General features: G+C 44.5%; 24 protein-coding genes and 1 pseudogene. 6 read left to right on the forward strand and 19 right to left on the reverse strand.

Translation table 11 applies throughout. From position 1 onward, the window contains the following. Nucleotides 1–129 precede the first annotated feature (129 nt). From OH458_RS00345 to OH458_RS00355, 3 genes and pseudogenes are all read right to left on the reverse strand, one after another. Nucleotides 130–417: a Bor family protein gene (locus tag OH458_RS00345; RefSeq protein ID WP_269976889.1), complete on the reverse strand. Its 288-nt coding sequence runs from the start codon at nucleotides 415–417 to the stop codon at nucleotides 130–132. Nucleotides 418–465: 48 nt separating this feature from the next. Next, nucleotides 466–1,840, reverse strand: a pseudogene (locus OH458_RS00350) (ATP-binding protein). Between the two features lie 23 nt (nucleotides 1,841–1,863). Beyond that, nucleotides 1,864–2,574 (reverse strand): response regulator transcription factor, encoded by a 711-nt coding sequence (locus OH458_RS00355; RefSeq protein WP_269977385.1) that lies wholly within the window; start codon nucleotides 2,572–2,574, stop codon nucleotides 1,864–1,866. Between the two features lie 211 nt (nucleotides 2,575–2,785). Here OH458_RS00355 and OH458_RS00360 point away from each other — a divergent pair, with 211 nt between their 5' ends. Further along, entirely contained in the window at nucleotides 2,786–3,898 is a 1,113-nt protein-coding gene (locus OH458_RS00360) for an alpha/beta hydrolase (protein ID WP_269976890.1), read from the forward strand. A gap of 188 nt (nucleotides 3,899–4,086) precedes the next feature. Beyond that, nucleotides 4,087–4,626, forward strand: a complete 540-nt coding sequence (locus OH458_RS00365) for a histidine phosphatase family protein (protein WP_269976891.1) — start codon at nucleotides 4,087–4,089, stop codon at nucleotides 4,624–4,626. 61 nt (nucleotides 4,627–4,687) lie between these two features. Here OH458_RS00365 and OH458_RS00370 read toward each other — a convergent pair whose 3' ends face one another. The 5 genes from OH458_RS00370 to OH458_RS00390 form a co-directional block, all read right to left on the reverse strand. Next, nucleotides 4,688–5,020: a zinc ribbon domain-containing protein YjdM gene (locus OH458_RS00370; protein WP_005472149.1), complete on the reverse strand. Its 333-nt coding sequence runs from the start codon at nucleotides 5,018–5,020 to the stop codon at nucleotides 4,688–4,690. A gap of 106 nt (nucleotides 5,021–5,126) precedes the next feature. Then, nucleotides 5,127–5,768 (reverse strand): glutathione S-transferase family protein, encoded by a 642-nt coding sequence (locus OH458_RS00375; RefSeq protein WP_269976892.1) that lies wholly within the window; start codon nucleotides 5,766–5,768, stop codon nucleotides 5,127–5,129. A 40-nt stretch (nucleotides 5,769–5,808) separates the two neighbouring features. Continuing rightward, entirely contained in the window at nucleotides 5,809–6,198 is a 390-nt protein-coding gene (locus OH458_RS00380; RefSeq protein WP_269976893.1) for a VOC family protein, read from the reverse strand. A gap of 109 nt (nucleotides 6,199–6,307) precedes the next feature. Continuing rightward, the gene (locus tag OH458_RS00385; protein ID WP_269976894.1) at nucleotides 6,308–6,553 is read right to left on the reverse strand and encodes a Rho-binding antiterminator; all 246 of its coding nucleotides are present in this window, start codon (nucleotides 6,551–6,553) and stop codon (nucleotides 6,308–6,310) included. A 21-nt stretch (nucleotides 6,554–6,574) separates the two neighbouring features. Then, nucleotides 6,575–7,096, reverse strand: coding sequence for a GNAT family N-acetyltransferase (locus OH458_RS00390; protein WP_269976895.1), 522 nt, complete (start codon nucleotides 7,094–7,096; stop codon nucleotides 6,575–6,577). A gap of 255 nt (nucleotides 7,097–7,351) precedes the next feature. On the opposite strand from OH458_RS00390, the gene OH458_RS00395 reads away from it, so the two are divergent. Then, nucleotides 7,352–7,972 carry a LysE family translocator gene (locus OH458_RS00395; protein ID WP_269976896.1) on the forward strand — a complete coding sequence of 207 codons (621 nt, stop codon included), beginning with the start codon at nucleotides 7,352–7,354 and terminating at the stop codon, nucleotides 7,970–7,972. 60 nt (nucleotides 7,973–8,032) lie between these two features. On the opposite strand, the gene OH458_RS00400 is transcribed toward OH458_RS00395, so the two are convergent. The 5 genes from OH458_RS00400 to OH458_RS00420 form a co-directional block, all read right to left on the reverse strand. Then, nucleotides 8,033–8,380, reverse strand: a complete 348-nt coding sequence (locus OH458_RS00400; RefSeq protein WP_269976897.1) for a DUF2834 domain-containing protein — start codon at nucleotides 8,378–8,380, stop codon at nucleotides 8,033–8,035. Nucleotides 8,381–8,405: 25 nt separating this feature from the next. Beyond that, on the reverse strand, nucleotides 8,406–8,945 hold the full coding sequence (locus tag OH458_RS00405) for a GNAT family N-acetyltransferase (protein ID WP_269976898.1): 540 nt from the start codon (nucleotides 8,943–8,945) through the stop codon (nucleotides 8,406–8,408). Next, nucleotides 8,945–9,766 (reverse strand): hypothetical protein, encoded by an 822-nt coding sequence (locus OH458_RS00410; protein ID WP_269976899.1) that lies wholly within the window; start codon nucleotides 9,764–9,766, stop codon nucleotides 8,945–8,947. Before OH458_RS00410 ends, OH458_RS00405 begins: the two co-directional genes overlap by 1 nt. 108 nt (nucleotides 9,767–9,874) lie before the next feature. Next, the gene (locus tag OH458_RS00415; protein WP_269976900.1) at nucleotides 9,875–10,279 is read right to left on the reverse strand and encodes a hypothetical protein; all 405 of its coding nucleotides are present in this window, start codon (nucleotides 10,277–10,279) and stop codon (nucleotides 9,875–9,877) included. A 50-nt stretch (nucleotides 10,280–10,329) separates the two neighbouring features. Next, nucleotides 10,330–10,725: a nuclear transport factor 2 family protein gene (locus OH458_RS00420; RefSeq protein WP_269977386.1), complete on the reverse strand. Its 396-nt coding sequence runs from the start codon at nucleotides 10,723–10,725 to the stop codon at nucleotides 10,330–10,332. A 348-nt stretch (nucleotides 10,726–11,073) separates the two neighbouring features. Here OH458_RS00420 and OH458_RS00425 point away from each other — a divergent pair, with 348 nt between their 5' ends. Next, the gene (locus OH458_RS00425; RefSeq protein WP_038134390.1) at nucleotides 11,074–12,708 is read left to right on the forward strand and encodes a methyl-accepting chemotaxis protein; all 1,635 of its coding nucleotides are present in this window, start codon (nucleotides 11,074–11,076) and stop codon (nucleotides 12,706–12,708) included. A gap of 98 nt (nucleotides 12,709–12,806) precedes the next feature. Here the strand turns inward: OH458_RS00425 and OH458_RS00430 are convergent, their stop codons facing one another. Further along, nucleotides 12,807–13,508 carry a substrate-binding periplasmic protein gene (locus OH458_RS00430; RefSeq protein WP_269976901.1) on the reverse strand — a complete coding sequence of 234 codons (702 nt, stop codon included), beginning with the start codon at nucleotides 13,506–13,508 and terminating at the stop codon, nucleotides 12,807–12,809. Between the two features lie 174 nt (nucleotides 13,509–13,682). Next, nucleotides 13,683–14,039 (reverse strand): PilZ domain-containing protein, encoded by a 357-nt coding sequence (locus tag OH458_RS00435; RefSeq protein ID WP_038191908.1) that lies wholly within the window; start codon nucleotides 14,037–14,039, stop codon nucleotides 13,683–13,685. A 277-nt stretch (nucleotides 14,040–14,316) separates the two neighbouring features. Between OH458_RS00435 and rarD the strand changes: the two genes are divergently transcribed. Next, on the forward strand, nucleotides 14,317–15,207 hold the full coding sequence (gene rarD / locus OH458_RS00440; protein ID WP_269976902.1) for an EamA family transporter RarD: 891 nt from the start codon (nucleotides 14,317–14,319) through the stop codon (nucleotides 15,205–15,207). 25 nt (nucleotides 15,208–15,232) lie between these two features. Here the strand turns inward: rarD and OH458_RS00445 are convergent, their stop codons facing one another. Together OH458_RS00445 and OH458_RS00450 are read right to left on the reverse strand one after the other, a co-directional pair. Further along, nucleotides 15,233–16,651, reverse strand: a complete 1,419-nt coding sequence (locus tag OH458_RS00445; protein WP_269976903.1) for a basic amino acid/polyamine antiporter — start codon at nucleotides 16,649–16,651, stop codon at nucleotides 15,233–15,235. 518 nt (nucleotides 16,652–17,169) lie between these two features. Next, on the reverse strand, nucleotides 17,170–17,391 hold the full coding sequence (locus tag OH458_RS00450; RefSeq protein ID WP_038191902.1) for a hypothetical protein: 222 nt from the start codon (nucleotides 17,389–17,391) through the stop codon (nucleotides 17,170–17,172). A 204-nt stretch (nucleotides 17,392–17,595) separates the two neighbouring features. Here OH458_RS00450 and OH458_RS00455 point away from each other — a divergent pair, with 204 nt between their 5' ends. Continuing rightward, nucleotides 17,596–18,462, forward strand: a complete 867-nt coding sequence (locus OH458_RS00455; protein WP_269976904.1) for a patatin-like phospholipase family protein — start codon at nucleotides 17,596–17,598, stop codon at nucleotides 18,460–18,462. A 47-nt stretch (nucleotides 18,463–18,509) separates the two neighbouring features. On the opposite strand, the gene OH458_RS00460 is transcribed toward OH458_RS00455, so the two are convergent. Beyond that, nucleotides 18,510–19,112 carry a 2OG-Fe(II) oxygenase gene (locus OH458_RS00460; RefSeq protein WP_269977387.1) on the reverse strand — a complete coding sequence of 201 codons (603 nt, stop codon included), beginning with the start codon at nucleotides 19,110–19,112 and terminating at the stop codon, nucleotides 18,510–18,512. 102 nt (nucleotides 19,113–19,214) lie between these two features. Continuing rightward, a complete protein-coding gene (locus OH458_RS00465) occupies nucleotides 19,215–19,559 on the reverse strand; it encodes a DOPA 4,5-dioxygenase family protein (RefSeq protein ID WP_269976905.1) in 345 nt (114 codons plus the stop codon). Nucleotides 19,560–19,574 lie beyond the last annotated feature (15 nt).

Here is a 19,574-nt window from a genome sequence, read left to right on the forward strand (position 1 = left end):
GTTTGGGTGGATGAAGATCGGGCGGACGTGAATTTTTCTTCGATTAAGGAATCTTTGCCTATCAGATAAGAACAAAAAAGCGCGCAAAACGGAGTTCTGCGCGCCAATTATTTTCACCGATTAGGTCGATTACTTACAGTAAACTCGAGCTTCACGTGGTGAGTAGATACCAAATGTAACAACCTCAAGAAGTCCGTTCACGAATGTTTTTTGAACTTCTACTTTTGCTACTTTGTCTGCACTACCACAGGTACCCGCTGCGTCTACTTCTTTCTTCTGAGCTAAACCGTCAATGAAAAAGTGATGTGATTGTGTGGTTGCCGGCTTAGACGTTTCTTCTTTTGACATAACAAATGTCTGCTGCGCACAACCAGTAGCCAAAACAGATAAGGCTGCGATAATCATTACTTTCTTCATTGTTCTCTCCAAATTCAATATAGTTCTTGAACGCTAACAGCAAAGTTTTTAACGCTGCTTAGCGACGGAGAGGATTATTGCAAATTGTTCTGCGAGTGACTGTATGGGTTTGTCATTGAAATCATTACAAAACAGGGAAAGTTAATTTAAACTCTGCACCTTGTAATAACGCACTGCGCCCAACTTCCACTTTGCCACCATGTTGTTCACATATTTTATGAACAATCGACAAACCAAGCCCATGCCCACTTTTCGCCTTGTTTCGCGCTTTGCTTCCTACATAAAACGGTTCAAATAGGTTTGCAATGTGCTCGCCATCAACACCTGGTCCATCATCATGAACCGATACAGTGACCGCTTGCGCTTGCTTCTCAAACTCGATAAGGATCTTTTGATCGGCGAACTTCATCGCATTACGCACAACATTGTCGAGTGCGCGTTTTAGCAATCTTTCATCGGCAAATATGGATACGTTACTCGCAAACTGCTCGGGTTGGATCAAGAGTTCAAGTTGCGTCTCTTTATTCCAACGTACGTTACCTTTGCTCAGCAACTCGCCCACATCAACCGTCGTCTTAGTAAGCTCAAGGCGATGGCTATCAAGCCGGGCGTAGCAGAGCAGCTCATCAACCATGGTTTCCATTTCTTCAGTATCTTCAACAATACTGTCGATTGTCTGCCTTTGCTCCTCGTCCAAGTTAGTGTCTTTGAGCAACTCTGCCTGCCATTGAATCCGAAACACTGGAGTGCGCAGTTCATGAGCCACAGCATTGGTCAGTGCCCTGTTGCTGTCGATTAGGTTTTGGATGCGATCCGCCATATGATTAAATGACTGGTTTAGTGAGCCAATTGCACGTCCTGATGCGGTCTCTGCACGTGCAGAAAGTTCACCTTGCGCGAAGCTAAGTGTTGCAGTTTCGAGCTTTTTGACCCGCCAAAAAATCACCAGCAGGTGACACAAGCTATACAAGATGAAGCTGGCAATAAAAAACATCCAGACAATATCATTTTGCAGTTCTGCATTTTGTCGAATGGGGTTTTCATCATCAGGGAGGTAGTGATAAGTCGCGTCTGAGCCTGCTAATTTAAACCACAGCTCTCGCTCTTCATCATGAAAGATAGGCATATCAAATCCGCCAGAAAAGTAATGCTTTACCTCGTCTGGCAAACTGTCGTTGGGCGTATAAATAAAGAGAGACAGCTTCGACAGCTGTGCAAACTCTTTCATGCTTTGCTGCGCAGCTTCTATGCCTTGCGCGTTGGCGATAGTTTGTAGAAGTTGTTGATGCGCTGCCGCTTCATAATCCTTTAGTAAATAATCGTGGTCCGTCGTCATCTCGTACATGGTGATTTCATAGGCAAAAACGCCAATGAAAAAACAAGTAATCAATCCAAGTATGGATTCCAAGTACATCCTTCGCATCAAAATTCTCTTATTAAGGTCAGTTAAGCGATTGACTTCCAAGCACTTGAAACGAATAGGTACCCTTTTCCTCTCACAGTTTGAATTTTCACTGCTGGGTTGGAATCATCGCCAAGTAGCTTGCGCAAGCGAACGATCTTGTTATCAATCGTTCGGTCTAAGCCATCGTATTCAATACCACGCAACTCAAGCGTTAACTTGTCTCTTGATAGCGCCTCATCTGGGTGAGTGGCCAAAAACCACAATAAGTCAAACTCACTGTCTGTCATGGCAATATTTTGGCCATCGAGCTCGCAGCGCTTGTACGTTTTTCTTAGCACTAAGTTATCAAAATGGCGCTCATTCTCGTTTGTTTCCAACTCGGGTTGCTCCACCCTGCGTAACAAAGTCCTTATCCGAGCAAGCAACACTCGCGGCTTGATCGGTTTGGTCACGTAATCATCAGCGCCTGTTTCTAAACCTGCCACATGATCGAAATCATCATCACTGGCAGTGAGCATTAAGATCTTACCTTTGTAATGAGCACGCGTCTGTCGACAAATTGTAAGCCCGTCCATGACAGGCAACATCAAATACAAAAGAACAACGTCAGGTTGGTTGTCGATGATATAGCGAGTTGCCGTTTCACCATCATCCAATGTATCTACGGCAAAACCTTGCGTTACAAAATAATCCTTAAGCATTCGTTGGAGTTTTAAATCATCTTCAACGATCAGCATTGAATGTTGTTTTATCGAGTTCTTCATTAGCAAATGGCCTCGCTATATTTTATGGGATGTGAAATCCCGAACTGCTTGAATTAGCTGGCGCAAAGAGGAACGCAACCGCCATTTATTTTGTGAGCGTATTGTAACGGCATGCCCATACATTTCCATACATGAACACGACAGTCAGTGTCCATTTTTGAGAATAGAATTCCTCACATCAAATCTAAGGGGAAAAACAATGAAACATCTCAAATCTATTTTGTTAGCCGCACCTTTACTTGTTCTAGCTGGCTGCAACTCTGGCTCAAGCTCTAATACAAATAACAACGTCGATAAAAACTCGAAAGTCACCAAACCTGCCGCGGACTATAAGTTTTCGCAAAAAGATGTAGATGCTTTGATGAGCGAGCGCGAAGTTATTTTTGACGCTTTACGTGTCACTTATGCCGGCACATCCTATGAAAACGTTCTGTTTGCTGAAAGCATGAGTGAAGAGATACTGGTGATTAAGCTCGCTGATGTCGACAAAAACACGATCGACTTAGTGCTGTCATCTGACGATGCGATGGATTGTATGATTTATCGTGCAAAAGAACCGGTCCAAGGTTTCAAATGTGACGAAACCAAACAGTCAACGTCAGGAGAAAACACATTAATACAGTCGACAATCACTGGCTCATCGAACTCAATTCAAGTCGAAATTAACGTTGAGGCACCAGAGTTTCTGCCAAGCATTGGCTCTACTGTTTTAACCGCTACGCATGCTGACAGCAAAGTGGACATCGTGACCTCATTTGCGTTTAACGATCTTTATCGCGATGCGTTTAGCATGACCAGCGACAAAGAACGAATTCACTCGACGCTTGGAGCAACAACCTATCTACAACTCTCTGATATCGTCAAAAATTACTCAGGTACAGAGATGACATTCAAGTTCAACAACAACATTGGCGGAAGTGCGGACGACGACATTAACCTCTACACTGGCCTGATGATTCACGACAATAATATGACCACAATGGTAACGAAAACTGGTTCGGTGTTCTCGGGTGGAACGGACCTCTTTGCTGCGGGCAAGAAGCGTGTTCTACAGCGTAAGAATGCCATCGACGCGTTTGAAGGTAACAAGCAAGTGGGTGTCCACAGCTGGGCACAAGGCAAAAAAGAGGCAAAAGCGTTCCCATTCACGCACGAAAGCCACCGCAGACAAGCCACTTTCTTCAATAAAGTAATGGGTGATAAAGGGATTGATTTTTATCTTTTCACTTTAGATGCAGCACCTGCAGCTGGTGAACACTGGATCACGAAAGCGGACTCAGACAAGTACAGGTTTATTACTGAAATCCAATAAATCCCCCCCATTGCGATAACGTGCTGGCACCTTGTCGGCACGTTTTTTTAACCAGTAATCGACACTCCTCTCAAAGTCACCATGACGGGCCAGTTCAACCTTAGATTCAATCTGCAACAGGTTGTTTTGCTTACCAAATAATGACACCCTCAGTCAATAATAAATCAGAAGGAGTCTCCCCCCCGAATATGGACATTATCTTCGTCAGACACGGCGTACCCGATTATGCATTAAGTGATGCCAGGCAAATGACCCAGCTAGAAAAAGACTACGCACCACTGGATAGAGCGTACCTGCGCCCCATTCACGATTTGCCGGAGCAGTTTAGTAAATTTAACCCCGACGCCATTCTCTCATCCCCTTACACGCGTGCTCTTCAAACGGCAGAAATCATAAACCGAAAGTTAAAGTTAGAGTTATTCGTAGAACACGATTTACGCGAATGGAAAGCGGACAAGTTGGGCGGGTACATTTCACTGGAAGAAAGAGATCGCCGCTGGCTAGAATATCGAAGCGTACTCAAACAGCACGCCTGTCAACCCGAAAAGAGTTACGAATCTCACCAAGAATTAAGATCAAGGGTACTCAATGTGTTGGAAAGATACGCCCACTACTCTACGGTGGTTGTCGTGTCTCATTTCAACGTATACGAGAGTTTGGTCGGTCATCAAGAAAGCTCAATGCAATGCGCTGATTACCGATTGATGACACTGCGAGACTGCACCTAATTGCGAGCATTATGTAAGACAGGCTGACACACAGCCTGTCATTTAGGGGCTTGTTAATAAGCTAAGCTTTCTTGACAAACTTCGCGGTAACCATCATTTCTCCGGCACCATCCACTTTGCAATCAAGCTCGTGATCTTTACCTTCAACGATGCGGCGCACAACCGCCTTCGTGCCGATTTTTAAGACTAGTGAACTGCCTTTCACTTTCAGATCTTTTGCCAAAGTGACTTTGTCCCCTTCCTCAAGTGCTGTGCCGTTGGCATCTTTAGCAATGAAAACACTTTCATCGACTTCTGTTGGGTTCCATTCATGAGCACATTCAGGGCAAACCAACTGACTTTGGTCTTGATAAACGTATTGAGATTGGCAATTAGGGCAAGGAGGTAATGACATCATTTTTCATTTAATCAAAGAATTGTACGGGCATGATAATGGCAGCGATATTACCGAGTCAAAATCAATTGCCCGTTTTATACTTTTCAACATCGAACAATTTTCATTAACGTTGAAAAGGCGTGAGCTCAATCTGCTCGATTTCACATACGGCTTGGATGGTAGGGTGATGGGATAACTTGCTCAAATACGCCGAGAGATGAGTATACGCCATCGGTGATCGTTTAGCGGGAAGTGACCACTCAGCCAACATAAACAAGAAGAAGTCACATGCCGACAAACGCTCACCGAGCAAATATTCATGAGTTTCCAACTGGGCATCAATAATTGCCAACGCGTCTGAAATACGTGCATCTTGAGCTTCAATGATATTTGGGATTGCTGTCTCATCCGTTGTGTGGCGATGGGGATAGTAGCGGACCATCAGCTCAGCTTGCAGCGTGTTATTAAGAAACGCTAACCACTGAAAGAACAAAGGACGAAGCGGGTCTCCGATGGCAGGCATTAACCTTGACTCTGGGTGCTGTTCACAAAGGTGGATGCAGATTGCAGGGCTTTCAAATATTGGTTGCCCTGAATCAACTAAGGTTGGGATTCTTCCTGCAGGATTGAGCTTTAAATACTCCGCCGATTTTTGCCCGTTGGACTTTTTATCCACCAGCACCAGTTCGTATTGAGCACCCATGTGGTGAAGTAGAAAGTGTGGTGCCAAGCTGGCGTTATTCGGATAGTAGTAGAGAGTGTACATAGGTGATATCAATCCTTGTCTTTTTGGTCTCCTCGACCTGTTAAACCGTTATTTCGATTCGATTGCCATCTGGATCAAGTACGCAGCTTTCATAGTAACCGTCGCCAGTTGTCCGAGGTCCGTCGATCCTTTCGTAACCATCATCAACTAACCTTGCCGTCATTTCATCCACCAATGCTGTTGAACCTACCGAAATTGCGATATGAATCAAGCCTCTAAACTGTTGATAAATATCATCTTTCGATTCGGGAATCGAGGGCATTGCCATTAACTCCAAACGAGCTCCCTCTGCAAAAGTTAGGAAATAGGAAGAAAACTGTTTGTTATGGTTAACGTACTTATCACTCGATTTAGCGTTGAAGTACTTGATGTAGAAAGCACGGAGCACTTCCAGTTGTTCGGTCCAAATCGCAACGTGTTCAATTTTCATAATGACTCCTTTTTGACTGTTCCTTACAGACTAATCACTTTTCGGCAGTCAAAATAGAGCGTTTATTTACGCGAATCGATTCCTGTTTTCTGCTCCACACCGAGTGTGGCTAACAAAAAGTTTTCTTATCGAAATGGGGATTGTCTACCGAGACCTCGAGTTGCACGATACTGTCGAGTAAAATATGGCTCGCTCCATTCAGCGTCTCCAGCAGCACGCATTCTTCCTTGTTATCATTGCGAACCGTATCAATGGCCGTGCCTTGAACCTTGTCTCCGGATTTTAAGGTCAGCACGACAGGGTAACGAAACATGCAAACTATCTCGATATAATCATAATCACTGCAACTGATCATTCTGCCCTCCTTAATTTCAGGCTAAAACATATAACCCAGCCAATCTACATGACCGGAAGGCCATGGTTTTTCTCTCATTGGTTTCACATAAAGTTCATCTAGTTCTTCAACCGCCACACCATAGTTTCGATGCTGATGAATTCTCAACCAAGACTGCGTAGCGGTAATCTGTTGGTAACCACTAGCCAAATAGAACTCTTTTAAGTCAGAGATAAGAATAACGAAATCAACTTGTTTGGTGCGCGCAAATTGCTCGACACCTTGCAACATTTGACGACCAATTCCTTGTCCCCTTGCGTTTTTCTCAACGCAAAAATCAATGACACCCAGAACTTTTAAGGGCTGCCCATCAACACTGATAACCCGGTAATCTAACCCCATGTAGCCAATCAACTCGCCACCTTTCACCTCAAGTACCCTTACATGGGGAAGCTGCTTCAAGTAAGACGATGTGGCTTGGTGTTCAACAAACGAATCATTTCTCAGTTGGCGGATAAGATGATGCTGTTCAGGTGTCACGTCCAACTCATGAATAAAGTCCATATCTATTCCTAATCGTTAATCGTTAATCGTTAATCGTTAATCGTTAATCGTTAAACTAGGAAATCAATAACTTTGTATGTTCCTAGTATTGTTTTTGAATTGAAGTGCGGGAAACATAATACAAAAAGTCGCAAAGCCAAGAACTTGTTGCCCACCAAGAAAAACAAAACGAGCACATTCACTAAAATGGAATTGATCAGTGAGCAATAATTCGCCATATTGATGTCAATATTTCCCGAATAGAGCAAGGAACACATGGACTATTTTCTAGCGGTCGTGCTGTTTGCCATCTCTTCTTCAGTAACTCCAGGTCCAAACAATATTATGGTGATGGCATCGGGCGTCAATTTTGGAATTAAGAAGAGTTTACCTTTGCTGACTGGTATCTGTGTCGGCTTTTCAGTCATGCTGTTATTGGTTGGACTTGGGTTTTCTCAGTTATTCGAGCTCTTTCCTAGCTTACATTTCGTCATCAAGTGCACTGGCACTGTATACCTGCTTTACCTAGCCTTTCTGATTGCTCGCTCTACTGGTGATATAAAAGGTGAACAACAAGCGCAGCCTCTGTCATTTACCAAAGGGGCTCTCTTTCAATGGGTCAACGCCAAAGCATGGGTTGTTGCGACTGGTGCAATCGCCGCATTTACCAGTGTCGGAGCAGACTTTGTGGCGCAAAATACGCTTATTGCCGCCACTTTTTTTGTCGTTTCTTTCCCTTGTGTTGGGGTTTGGCTCGCGTTTGGTTCTTTGCTTAAAAAGTGGCTAAACAAGGCTGAACAACGTCAACGATTCAACTGGTTTATGTCTGCGTTGTTAGTTGTCTCTGTACTGCCAGTGATACGAGAAATTTTCCTTCACGTGTCGCCAATGAGTTGACGTACTTCTCTACCTGTGGAGTCTTACGAGCGCCTTCTGATAATACTCCGCATAGTCACATCACCCACCATGTACACTCACTTCTGGCCCGTGAGTTCTAAGATAAAACTGGCGCTCCCGAATATACAGGTAAAGAGGCAAACCTAATGAAACACCGACAGCCAGTGTGCCCAAGATGGGATAGATCACTCCCTTAACTTGATTCGTTTTACTGTCTGTGGCGATGAAGGTTAACAAGCACAACGCAGCGACAACAACGTCTAGCCATGCAAATATACTGATGGGGTTCGCTGCCGCTTGCTCTAGCAACAAGCCAATATTCAAGCCGTTCTCCAACAACCACGGCAACATTGCCCCGTATGGGATGGCTATACCTAGCACACTGAACATCAAATACACATGTCTCATCAACACTCCTTGTTCACAATTGTTTTTAACGATTTTGCTTCCAGTCGCTTTTCAATATCGCGAAAACAACCGTATCCCACCAACGCTGCTTAAAAAAGCGATTTTCTCTGAAATGAGCCTCCTGCTTCATTCCCAACGAGCGACAAAGTCGAATCGCCCCATGATTGAGACTGATTGTTTCCGCGTAAACACGGTGAATATCCAGCTCAGAAAAACCAAAATTAACGAGAGCATAAGCCGCTTCTCGAATAAGCCCCGCTCCTTGATAGTCACGAGATAAACCACAGCCTATGGAGGCTTGGTTGTCATCTTCGACTCTCAAGCAGACCGTTCCGATAAACTGCCCATTAGCCTTGTGTTCAATCGCAAGTTGATAAGACGTTCTAGGATGCTCTTTCGCTTGGGCGACAAACAATTTGGTTAACTCTTGATACTTCGAGGGGGAACAATCCGCTTCACTGTAAAATCGCTGATACTTCTCATCCTGTGAGATAGCGACAAATGCAGCCTCATCGGTGTCCTGCATATCCCTGATAATCAAATGTTCTGTTTCTAGTCTAAACACTACTCTTCCCTGATCTTTGGTTTACTAAGCTGTTCCCACGCGTATTCTCGCAACACGCGCGCATTGTCTGCAACCTCTTGGTCACCGCATTGCTCTCCTCGATAGTGAATGAGTGGGCTGGAATAAATAGGGAGAATCCTCTCCTCATAACTCATTACCGTACCTGCATTTGTGCATGTATAAGCTCTTGCATAGCGTTTTAACTTGTCATGAAACCTCTTCTCTACCGCAAGCTTCAACGTCCCTTCCATACTCGGGAAGGGCCAAGTATCTTTGTGCTGCGCCCAGGCGAGGTGACCAAACTCATGTTCTAATACGTGAACCTTTGCAACATCAGACAGCAATACACTGCGGCTACCGTCGTTGTTCAAGTCAGCGATTCCGGTTGTGCCATCATCGAATATTGTATGTTCATCGCCAATGACGATGACATAGTAATGGTGCATGTCTAAGTCGTATTGAGCCATTTTGTCCGCGCCAACCGCGTCGAGCAGTCGGTAGTAAATACCGTATTCGTCTTCCTGACCCGATAAATTGAGATCCACCAACACCATTGCGTCGACTATTCTACGCATCGGGATACAAGAATTATCGAGCACCTGATTCGCGTATTCGATCGCAGCGGTCAAGCGGTTTTGAAGTTTTGGGGTAAACGCGCCCCGATCAACGTAAAAGGTGATGGTCGTATTCAGTCGTTCAGTGATGTCGCATTTGGGAAGTTTGAGCTCGTCAAGCAAGAGCTCAGTTCTGTCAGGTCGGTAGGCGAACAAGAAAAGCATCACTAAAACGCTCACCAATACCCATTTCGTTTTAGTACTCATTTGAGATGATATCTGCCCATTCCTATCCAAATCAATAAAGCCTCAAATAGAAGTGTGTTGATGTGGATTTAAATAAACAAATAGCCTCTGACTGAGGCTATTTGGTGTTTAGTGAGCTGTTAGGCTTTTTACCGCCAAGACTTGAGCATCAAATAAAACTTCGTCTTGATGCGCATAAGATTTGGCAACATTCACCCACTGCAACCCCGTTTCATCAACGTGTTTAAACTCCACCTGTAAGGCATATCGCGAGCAACGCAACACTGCAAACAAAAAACCGAAGAGTGTCAACGCACCGGTTGTTGCTTGTAACCATAAGGGAGCAAGCATTATATCCGGCACCGCAAGCCATAAGCCTCCAGAGAATAAGGCAATCCAAAACACGATTTGTGCCAAATTATCCATCAAGGTTAATCGCTTTACTCGTATATCGTTGATTCGCTTGAGTGGGTAAGCATCTTTCCTAAACCTAAACTGACCTTCGTCTATAGAAAAGTCGCAACTCTTATACATGATGTGTTTCCTTTTACTGGTTAAAACGGTAAAAAAATCGAGTAAAAGTTCTACACTGTCTGCTTAGAAGTTGCCGACTCGACCCATTGAGATCGCCATTCAGGGGCTGGGTAGTTATCTGGCCAGAACTCGGTTTGTTTGACGATTTTTCCGTCTACAACCGTATGAAACGTAATAGCTCGGTCGATGCGACTCCCATCGGTAACGGATACATCAGTCACGACCTGATTACCCTCGACCACGATTGTATTCAGAGTAAAGCGCCACAAGCCTTCATTGGGGTACGCACTGTTTAGGGCGGCGAAGTTCTCTCGACCTTTAATCAGTTCATTCGACTGGGGCCAGTAGCATTCAAACTCATGCTCGCTTAGCCATTCGCTTGCCGCTGTGAAATCATTCGTTTCCATCGCGGCCCAATACGCGAGTACCACCGCCTTCGAATCCATCTCGCTTTTCATTTGATAACCCTAACTGACTCAGCAACCTTATTATTGCCCGCACATATAACCATAATTCATATGAATATAACCAGCTAAAAATCAGAGTCACGGATCACACTTTTATCTCGCCCACCCAAAGCAAACGTTTGGCTAAGCATCTGATTAAAAAAGGCTTGTTACTCAATTGTTCGCAGATCGCCCATTTGCGACCCACCTCTAGCTATTTCCCTGTTTTTATTGAGAAAACAAATAGCTCTGGGTTGATTTAGCAAAATTCATGTTGCATCCTCTATTACGCAACTAATTTCAATAACAGAGTATTATTGATTGATATCAAACATTTAGGATAACACTATGCGAAGCAGACTTACGATTAAGCACAAGTTGGCCTTACCGATTGTGCTGTTGGCGGTCATCATTGCGATTACGACCTTGGTTAACGTACTTCAAGCCAATCAACAAGAATCGTTGAACGAGCAACTTAACAAGGATGTTCAGCCCGTCATGGAGGCCCTTGAAGACGGCTACCGCGATCTCTATCAAGTAATCACCGCTGCCCAAGGGTTGATGTTGGCAAAAAATCAGCAAGAGGTTGACTACAACATTGCTGAATTTAAAGACAACGCCTACAAAGCAGAGCCACGTCTAAGTCAGGTTCGCGAACTTATTAGCAAAGGCTACCTGCCTCAAAACCAACTTCGAGTTGCAGACCAGCTCACCAAAGCGACAAATACTTGGATCAGTTTGTATGAACCAATGTTTAGCTCCCCAAGTAGCGCAAATGACTACTATGAAGCGAATCAAACTAAGCTGGACGCAGAATTTCAAATCATACGCACCAACTTACGCTCGATCCGTTCGATGATCGATGAAGTTCAACTTGAGCTGCGTGCACAAGTTTCTGATTCCATCTCTTATAGTAAGTTTGTACTCGAGTTTGGCGCAGCGATCGCCGTTGTATTGGTCGTTCTTTCATTTTGGATCTCTCATCGACTCGTGCTTGTCCCAATTAAGAATATCGGGGTAGCGATGCAAGACATTGCCAGCGGAGATGGCGACTTATCGAAACGCATCGACGTGACCAGCAATGATGAACTGGGCAAACTCGCCGAAGGATTCAACTCGTTTGTCAGCCGAATTCACTCAACAGTAGAACAAGTCATTGTCTCATCGAATGCGGTTCGGGCTGAAATGGAGAACATTAAGTCGTTGACTCAATCCGTCGCTGAGTTCTCTGGCCAACAGCAGCAAGAAAGTGAAATGGTTGCGACTGCGGTAAATGAGATGCAAGCAACCAGTCAGACGGTGGCATCGAATGCGGAGGAAGCAGCCTTAGCAAGCACCAAAGCCAATGGCGAAGCAACAAACACCGATAAGATCTTGTCGACAACGGTTGGCTCTATCGAAACATTAGCCTGTGAAATCGACAACGCGAGCCAAGTCATCCACAACCTTGATGCTGACGTCGGCAACATAGCCTCGATTCTTGATGTTATCCGTGGCATCGCTGAGCAAACAAACTTGCTGGCGTTGAATGCTGCGATTGAAGCCGCTCGTGCTGGGGATCAAGGGCGTGGGTTTGCGGTGGTTGCGGATGAGGTTCGATCACTCGCGAGCAGAACGCAGGAAAGCACCGGTGAGATTCAAGCCATGATTGAGAAGCTTCAAGAAGGGGCACGTCAAGCGGTGACGGTAATGGAAGCGAGTAAAGAAAGTGGTCAGCAGACAATTTCAAGTGCGGGTAGTGCATCGGACTCTTTGAAAGAAATTATGGCGTCAATATCGTTGATGAATGAGATGAACACACATATCGCCACCGCTGCAAGCGAACAAAATAGCGTAAGTGAAGATGTGAACAACAATGTCGTTCGTATCCTAGACAACAGCAATCATATGGTAGAAATGGTAAGCAGTGCCGAAAATGCGTGTTTATCGCTTTCAGCCCAATGTGAAACGCTTGACAACTTAGTCGCTCAATTCAAGGTCTAAACCTACGCAAATCGGCTTATATAACATAAACCTCAGTGACTGCATTGTTCGTGTGGTCACTGTTTCCTTGCCAAGAACTCCCGCTTCTCCCCCACTACTCATGGCTCGATCGGGCTAAGCTCCAATATTGTGGTATTAAGTTCATCCATAAATTTAGGATGACGATTGAGGTATTCTTTGGAGATGTAAATACCGAAAGCCTTTTCTGCCTGCAAAATCACATCATAACTTGGGTTATCTTCAAAATGATGGTTAAACACTTCCTCAGCGACAAAGACGGCATCGACGGCTCCGTCGTCTAGCTTAGCAATCAATGAAACAATATTGTCGGCGGGGTCGATACGCTTGTATCCTGATGTCTTAAGCCACTTGTCCGTATTGGTGTTGAGTAAGCTCGCCACTCTAAGCGCGGAATCAGGAGAGGCAGAGAAATCATGCTCGCTCCCTGCTAACACAACCCAAACCCAACGATTAATCATGAGAGGAAGGGAAAAGACCGCGTGCTCATCTCTCTCAGCGTTTTTTGATGCCATAAAGAATCCATCAGAACGGCCTCTACGCAGCTCCGCCAACGCTCGGCCATGGTTCGAGCCCAGTCTGATGCTGTATTTCACGCCCATGGTATCCAAAATTGCCGTCACTTTATCGATACCTATGCCTACCAATTGCCCATCTTGATCCATCGTTGTGTAAGGCGGGAAGTCAGGCAGGAAAAATCTTATCTCGTCTTGTCCATAAACAAGCGGACTCGACAAAAACAAAATCGTCGCTACATACCGTCTAAATAGCTTGGCAAACATGAGAGCACCAACAATGAAACATACTAATCACTATAGGCTGCTTTTGTCGCTATCCCCAAGTATGGAGTTGAAAAGCCATACAAAAAGCCCTCTGAGTAAGAGGGCTAAAATAAATTGCGAACACGTAAAGCGTACAATGTAATGTTTTGTCTGTAAGCTGGCTAAACCACAACCTTAAGCTGCTTGCATTTTTAGCCGTTCAAAATGACGAGGAAATACATTTTTGATATGTCGCTGCTCTTCGACCATATTTTTAAAAGAGGGGCCTTTTTTTAACTGTACAATCACTTCATCGTTGTCAAAGCGCAAAACAGCACCTTCGATAGACACTTCACAATCGTTGTGCAGTGAAAGTACACCTTTCATCGTCAACCCTTTATATAGGCTGCTCAAATTATGCATAAGTACACGAATACCACCCTCGGACACTTCTGTTACGTGGTACAGTTCTTGTGAAAAGCGAACGCAAGGCCGGCCCCGCTTTGGGTACTTAAGGCGATAAAATTTACGCTTTTGCTCCATGTCACTCATGATCGTGCTCCTTTAACCATAAGTCTCCAGCTATCTCATTAGTATAGCGCTTTACTCGTTAGCTACACGTTACCAGAGTTTAAAAATCAATTCACTACTCATAATTATCGACCATTGCTCCCTCACCTTTAGATAAAAGCGTTGAATATTAAACCCTTACCTAGACAAACCAATCATAAACCATTGAAAATAAAGGATTTAAATCTAAGGCAAATCGCTTTACTTTTCAGAGTGTTAGACGTACATTCCGTTCACTTTCTTATCTGTGAGCAAGAGCATGTCTGAGCAACGTTTAGGCAATTGGATGGCCGCTATCTCGTTCTTTTTATGGGGGATTCTCCCTCTTTATTATCAATATTTACCCAAGGCCGCGATGGATGAACTACTCGCCGTTCGTCTGTTGGCTTCCATTCCGTGCGGCTTCATTATCGTGCTTGCAGTCACAAAATCGTTACCAAACTGGAAAACGATTTGGGCAGACAAGTTTTCACTCAAGTTGACCTTCATTGGCAGCTTGATGATGTCTATTTCATGGACAGCTTTTACATGGGCGATGACTAACGACCGAGTGATCGATGCCAGTCTTGGCTTTTTTATCAGCCCATTAATGATGAGTGCGCTCGGTGTGTTCGTATTAAAAGAAACACTATCGACAGGTAAAAAAGTCGCGATTGTGTTGGCTTCTATCGGACTTAGCTACCAAGTCGTTCAATATGGTCAGTTGCCAATCATTGCGCTTATTATGGCGACCTTCTTCACTTTGTACGGCTGGTGTAAGAAACGTATTCGTTACGACTGGAGCACATGCCTATTCATGGAAGCGGTTGTCATGCTTCCTCTTGCATTTGGCTATTTAGTTTACAAAGAACTGGCCGTTGGCACTCAAGTCTTACACATGGGGTGGGAAACATTCGCTCTCTATTTTGGCGCCGCACCTGCCACGCTCATCCCGTTAGTGTTCTATTCCATTGCAATTCGGTTAACGACCATGTCAACAGTCGGCCTAATGCAGTACATTGAACCGTCCATTCAATTCATGATCGCGGTATTTTTGTTCGGCGAGATCTTTGACGAAGTAAAGCTGGTCAGTTTCAGCTTTATCTGGGCTGGATTACTGTTCACGACTCTAGAATCGATACGGGGACGTTACCGTCTCAACAAGATATAAAAAATCCCCTTTCGGGGATTTTTTATTAAAGCTGAACGTCGAGCATACCCTGCCACATCAAGCCAACGGCCAATAATGCCGCCACACTCAAAATACATGCGCCGACTCTCTCTTTGCCATTGAAAGGGTCAATCCCCTGCTCTCGCTTTGCTTGAATGTAAAAATACAGACCAGGAACATAGAGTACCGCGGACAAAAGTAGATAGTTCAAACCAGAGGCATATAGAAGCCACAATCCATAAATCGTTGCTCCAGCCCCTACTAAAAGCAAGCTACCGCGGTTTCTCTCTTCGATGGCGATTTTCAGCACAAATGCCCCGACTAGGAAATACGGTACCAAGATCATCTCTGACGCGATAATCAACAAGGTGTCGTAAGTACTGCCTGCAAACATCACCACAATGAGTGAAATCTGAATCCATACGTTGGTTAAGGTGAGTGGTTTTACTGGGCTTCCCGCTTGGTTCAGCTCACCATATTTTGATGGGAACATCTTTTCTTTCGCGCAAAGGTAAGGAGCTTCAGAAGCCAATACCGTCCAGCTTAAAAACGCGCCACATACAGAAATCAGCAAACCGACGCTGATAATGTATTGCCCCCAAGGACCTAATATTTGCGTCAAAACCGTCGCCATGGAAGGGTTTTGATACGTTGCTAGCTCCGTAGGTTTCACTACGCCCATGGACAATAACGTGACAAACACATAAATCGCCAGCGCGGTCAGCAAGCCAAGGATGGTCGCTCGACCAATGTCTTTGCGGTTTCGAGCACGACTCGACACCACGACCGCCCCCTCAATACCAATAAAGACCCACACAGTCACCAGCATAGTACTTTTCACTTGCGCTAAAAGATCATGCTGATCGCCAAAATGCACGCCCGTGAAGTCCAAAGTAAACGTATCCCAGCTGAACGCGACAAACGCGCAAAATACAAAAATCAGTAAGGGAACCAGTTTAGCGTATGTGGTAACCATGTTGATCAAAGCAGCGGTTTGAACACCACGAAGGACTAGAGCATGAACCAACCACAGCAAGCAAGAAGCACCAGCGACCGATACCCAGGTATTGCCCTGTCCGAAAATAACGTTATCTGGCGTATCGAAAAGCATGCCCAAGGTACTGAAAACAATCACCAGATAAGAGACGTTTGCCAACATTGCACTGAGCCAGTAACCCCAAGCGGAACAAAAACCGACAAAGTCTCCAAAGCCTTCTTTTGCATAGCCAAATACACCGCTATCGACATGAGGTCGATGGAACGCGAGTTTCTGGAAAGATAACGCTAAAAAAATCATGCCTATGCCTGTGATTGTCCAGCCAATCATCACAGCTGCAGGGCTTGCGACAGACGCCATATTCTGGGGCAAGCTAAATACACCTGCACCGATCATTGAACCAATGACGATTGCGGTAAGCGAGCCCAAGCCAAGTTTATTATCCATTTTTATTATCCGAGGGAACAGGTTTCTCTATTTTGGGAAGACGCATTTTACGCCTAAAAAACGCTAAGAGGCAGATCAGGTGTGAGCGATATCGCATAGATTGGGAGTAAAACCGAACTTTCATTGTTACTGATCAATTCCGGCGCCGCATTATATGAATTTTACTCTGTCTTACAACTGTAATTTAAAATAATAACACCAAATAACATCGATATATGGAACATTTAACTAACATATACACATTGATTGAAATTATGAAAAGAAGAAAAAGCCATCATTGGAGTGACTAATTATCCACAATTTAACAGAAATAATGCGAAAAACTCTTAATTTATCAGCACAAGATTTCAGATAGTCTAAACTGAAAGAAGTACTCAGTTACAGCCACTGAGTCTCCATTACTTCCTGTGTTGCGGCCGCTGTTTGGTGTCATTGTCAAAAATCACACTAACAACACGCGGTCTTTTTTTGCGCGCAATAAAGCGAAAGGGAAGCGCTGGGCTTCCCTTTGTTTGAAATTAATGAGATCGCTCACCTGAGTTGGGCGAGAGATCCGTTGGTTTATATATGTCGGCTAACGTACGCTCTTTCACTTTTTTACTGCGTTTAACCGATGTGAAATCAGAATTTTCTTGAACACGGATCGCTTGCTCGTGCGCTTTTGCTGATTGAATAAACTCAGGATCGGAAAGCGCCTTTTGACGCAGGCGGTTTACTCGTTCAATGGTTTCCCAGATCATATGCCACCTCCTTTATCTGTTTATACATACAGTATAGTTGAGTTCTGTAGATCGTCAAATAATACTGTGTATAAAAACAGGTTATCAAAAACCAGCGAAGCGACTATTTGGTTTTGCCTATTCCAATAATTAGTAAAGCCGATTAGACCGTCTTGGCGCTCTTTCATAGGATCACAACTATCCTGAACCAGATAGAAAAAAGTTATGAAAGCATTGGTTGTTGAAGGCGGAGCGATGCGTGGTATTTTTGCTGCGGGTGTCTTAGATCGCTTTATCGAAGAGGATTACTATGAGTTTGATTTTGCCATCGGAGTGTCTGCTGGGGCATCAAACCTTGTTGGTTATTTGTCTAAACAGCATGGCAGAAGCCAAAAAGTGATTTGTGAATTAGCGACTGATAGAGCGTTTTTCAATCCAAAACGGTTCGTCAAAGGCGGAAATTTAGTGGATGTAAAATGGCTGGTTGCTGAATCGAATAAACGCTTTCCTCTTGATGATGCGACGTTATTCTCAAACCTACCCCTGATTGCCACAACAACCAATATTGAAACAGGCAATGCGGAGTATTACCAAGTAAATACAGAGAACATCACTGCTGTGCTTGAAGCCACCAGCGCACTGCCTATTGCCTATAAAGTAACACCATGCTTTTCTGGCGGCTGTTATACCGATGGCGGAGTGGCGGACTCCATTCCCGTTATCGAAGCCTATCGCCAAGGTGCAAACGAGATCACCGTCATTCTCTCTCATCCACTCAGCTATGAAATGCCACCTATGCGTCATTCATGGTTGATGGATAAACTATTGGCAAAGCAGCCAATGATCGCCAAAGCCATGGCACAAAGAGCTAGCCGTTATAACCAATCGCTTGAGTTCATCCGCAATCCACCGACTGGCGTCACGGTACGTGTGATCGCCCCCGATGATACATTTAACGTCAAACGATTGACCATGAATCACAACGTTTTAATGCGGGGCTATGAGATGGGTAAGAAAGAGGGAGCAAAACATATCGCGAGCCGCGAAGGACGATTTGGTTTAACCAAAGAGAACTGCCATTTTTGCTTTTAAGATCAAATTGCCAAGATCGCAAACAACGCGATCTTGGTAAACGGTCTCTAGCGAGCAATATCAAGTTGGTTATCTTTTACGCCGTTAACGCGAAACCAACCTGCGATGCTAAAGCGCTCGGTATTGGTGGGCAATACTTCATGTGGAAACTGCTCAGATAAGAACACAAACAGGCGACCCGACTTTGGTGGCAGGGTCATCAGCGGATTGTCATCTAAATCATACACAACCAACTCTCCGGCATCTTCCTCACTCCACTCGTCATTCATATAAAAGACCGTGGTCAGGCGACGGTTTTCATTGCCTTGAAAGCAGTCCAGATGCTTTTGATAAAAATCACCTTTCTCATACTTGGCAAAGTGCGCTTCGTACTCGAATAACCCCAAGAAGAAATGGCGATTCGCTTCCAAACGAATTTTCTCCATCTTGCTCAGGTAATTGGCGACGGGCGCACCCATACTTGGTGTGAGCCACTGAATTTTGTCACTGCGAATGGAAGATTCTCGAGTCACTTCTTCATTGCGACCAATACGAGCTTTCTTCCAATTCTCAGGTATACACTCTTTAAGCTCTGAGACATCTTGAGCGGATAGAAAATCATCCCAAACATAGTAGCCCTGAGTAAACAAAGCGTCGATAAGTGGGTTCATCATAATAGTTGTCCAATGAATAGATTCAGAGGACGCCTTATACAGGTAAGGCTATTTTAGTGACAAATCAGGTTCTTTGTCGTGAAGGACAAAGTTCGTTGATTAAGCATCAAAAATTGACAACTTAAGAGGAAGAGGCTCACCTAACCAGTAGGCGAAGTCCGTATGGTCTTGGTATTCGTTGTCGGTCACGGCGTGCACCAACACAGACATCTCCTGACGATTTTTATCAAGCCAATCAATAACCTTGTCAAACTGCTTTGAGTCAAAATCGATGGAAAAGCTCCAGCTTAGATGTGGGCCAACAAGACCACAGTTAAAGCGTCCAACAGAAAGCTTTAACTCCTCGCGAGCATAATCACGAAGCGAATAGGCGATATCCCTTGTGTGCTCATCAAAATAAACGTGGGCATGATAATGTTGGTGAAGATTCTTAGGGTAACTCATTGTGCATACTTGATT

The sequence above is a fragment of the Vibrio sp. MarTm2 genome (genome assembly GCF_027587055.1).
GTDB classification, from domain to species: domain Bacteria; phylum Pseudomonadota; class Gammaproteobacteria; order Enterobacterales; family Vibrionaceae; genus Vibrio; species Vibrio sinaloensis_D.

Bases quoted from the DNA above. Each gene is read 5' to 3' on its own strand.
- OH458_RS00345 (WP_269976889.1), bottom strand. From the start codon at position 417: ATGAAGAAAGTAATGATTATCGCAGCCTTATCTGTTTTGGCTACTGGT.
- OH458_RS00360 (WP_269976890.1), top strand. From the start codon at position 2,786: ATGAAACATCTCAAATCTATTTTGTTAGCCGCACCTTTACTTGTTCTA.
- OH458_RS00365 (WP_269976891.1), top strand. From the start codon at position 4,087: ATGGACATTATCTTCGTCAGACACGGCGTACCCGATTATGCATTAAGT.
- OH458_RS00370 (WP_005472149.1), bottom strand. From the start codon at position 5,020: ATGTCATTACCTCCTTGCCCTAATTGCCAATCTCAATACGTTTATCAA.
- OH458_RS00375 (WP_269976892.1), bottom strand. From the start codon at position 5,768: ATGTACACTCTCTACTACTATCCGAATAACGCCAGCTTGGCACCACAC.
- OH458_RS00380 (WP_269976893.1), bottom strand. From the start codon at position 6,198: ATGAAAATTGAACACGTTGCGATTTGGACCGAACAACTGGAAGTGCTC.
- OH458_RS00385 (WP_269976894.1), bottom strand. From the start codon at position 6,553: ATGATCAGTTGCAGTGATTATGATTATATCGAGATAGTTTGCATGTTT.
- OH458_RS00390 (WP_269976895.1), bottom strand. From the start codon at position 7,096: ATGGACTTTATTCATGAGTTGGACGTGACACCTGAACAGCATCATCTT.
- OH458_RS00395 (WP_269976896.1), top strand. From the start codon at position 7,352: ATGGACTATTTTCTAGCGGTCGTGCTGTTTGCCATCTCTTCTTCAGTA.
- OH458_RS00400 (WP_269976897.1), bottom strand. From the start codon at position 8,380: ATGAGACATGTGTATTTGATGTTCAGTGTGCTAGGTATAGCCATCCCA.
- OH458_RS00410 (WP_269976899.1), bottom strand. From the start codon at position 9,766: ATGAGTACTAAAACGAAATGGGTATTGGTGAGCGTTTTAGTGATGCTT.
- OH458_RS00415 (WP_269976900.1), bottom strand. From the start codon at position 10,279: ATGTATAAGAGTTGCGACTTTTCTATAGACGAAGGTCAGTTTAGGTTT.
- OH458_RS00420 (WP_269977386.1), bottom strand. From the start codon at position 10,725: ATGGATTCGAAGGCGGTGGTACTCGCGTATTGGGCCGCGATGGAAACG.
- OH458_RS00425 (WP_038134390.1), top strand. From the start codon at position 11,074: ATGCGAAGCAGACTTACGATTAAGCACAAGTTGGCCTTACCGATTGTG.
- OH458_RS00430 (WP_269976901.1), bottom strand. From the start codon at position 13,508: ATGTTTGCCAAGCTATTTAGACGGTATGTAGCGACGATTTTGTTTTTG.
- OH458_RS00435 (WP_038191908.1), bottom strand. From the start codon at position 14,039: ATGAGTGACATGGAGCAAAAGCGTAAATTTTATCGCCTTAAGTACCCA.
- rarD (WP_269976902.1), top strand. From the start codon at position 14,317: ATGTCTGAGCAACGTTTAGGCAATTGGATGGCCGCTATCTCGTTCTTT.
- OH458_RS00445 (WP_269976903.1), bottom strand. From the start codon at position 16,651: ATGGATAATAAACTTGGCTTGGGCTCGCTTACCGCAATCGTCATTGGT.
- OH458_RS00450 (WP_038191902.1), bottom strand. From the start codon at position 17,391: ATGATCTGGGAAACCATTGAACGAGTAAACCGCCTGCGTCAAAAGGCG.
- OH458_RS00455 (WP_269976904.1), top strand. From the start codon at position 17,596: ATGAAAGCATTGGTTGTTGAAGGCGGAGCGATGCGTGGTATTTTTGCT.
- OH458_RS00460 (WP_269977387.1), bottom strand. From the start codon at position 19,112: ATGAACCCACTTATCGACGCTTTGTTTACTCAGGGCTACTATGTTTGG.
- OH458_RS00465 (WP_269976905.1), bottom strand. From the start codon at position 19,559: ATGAGTTACCCTAAGAATCTTCACCAACATTATCATGCCCACGTTTAT.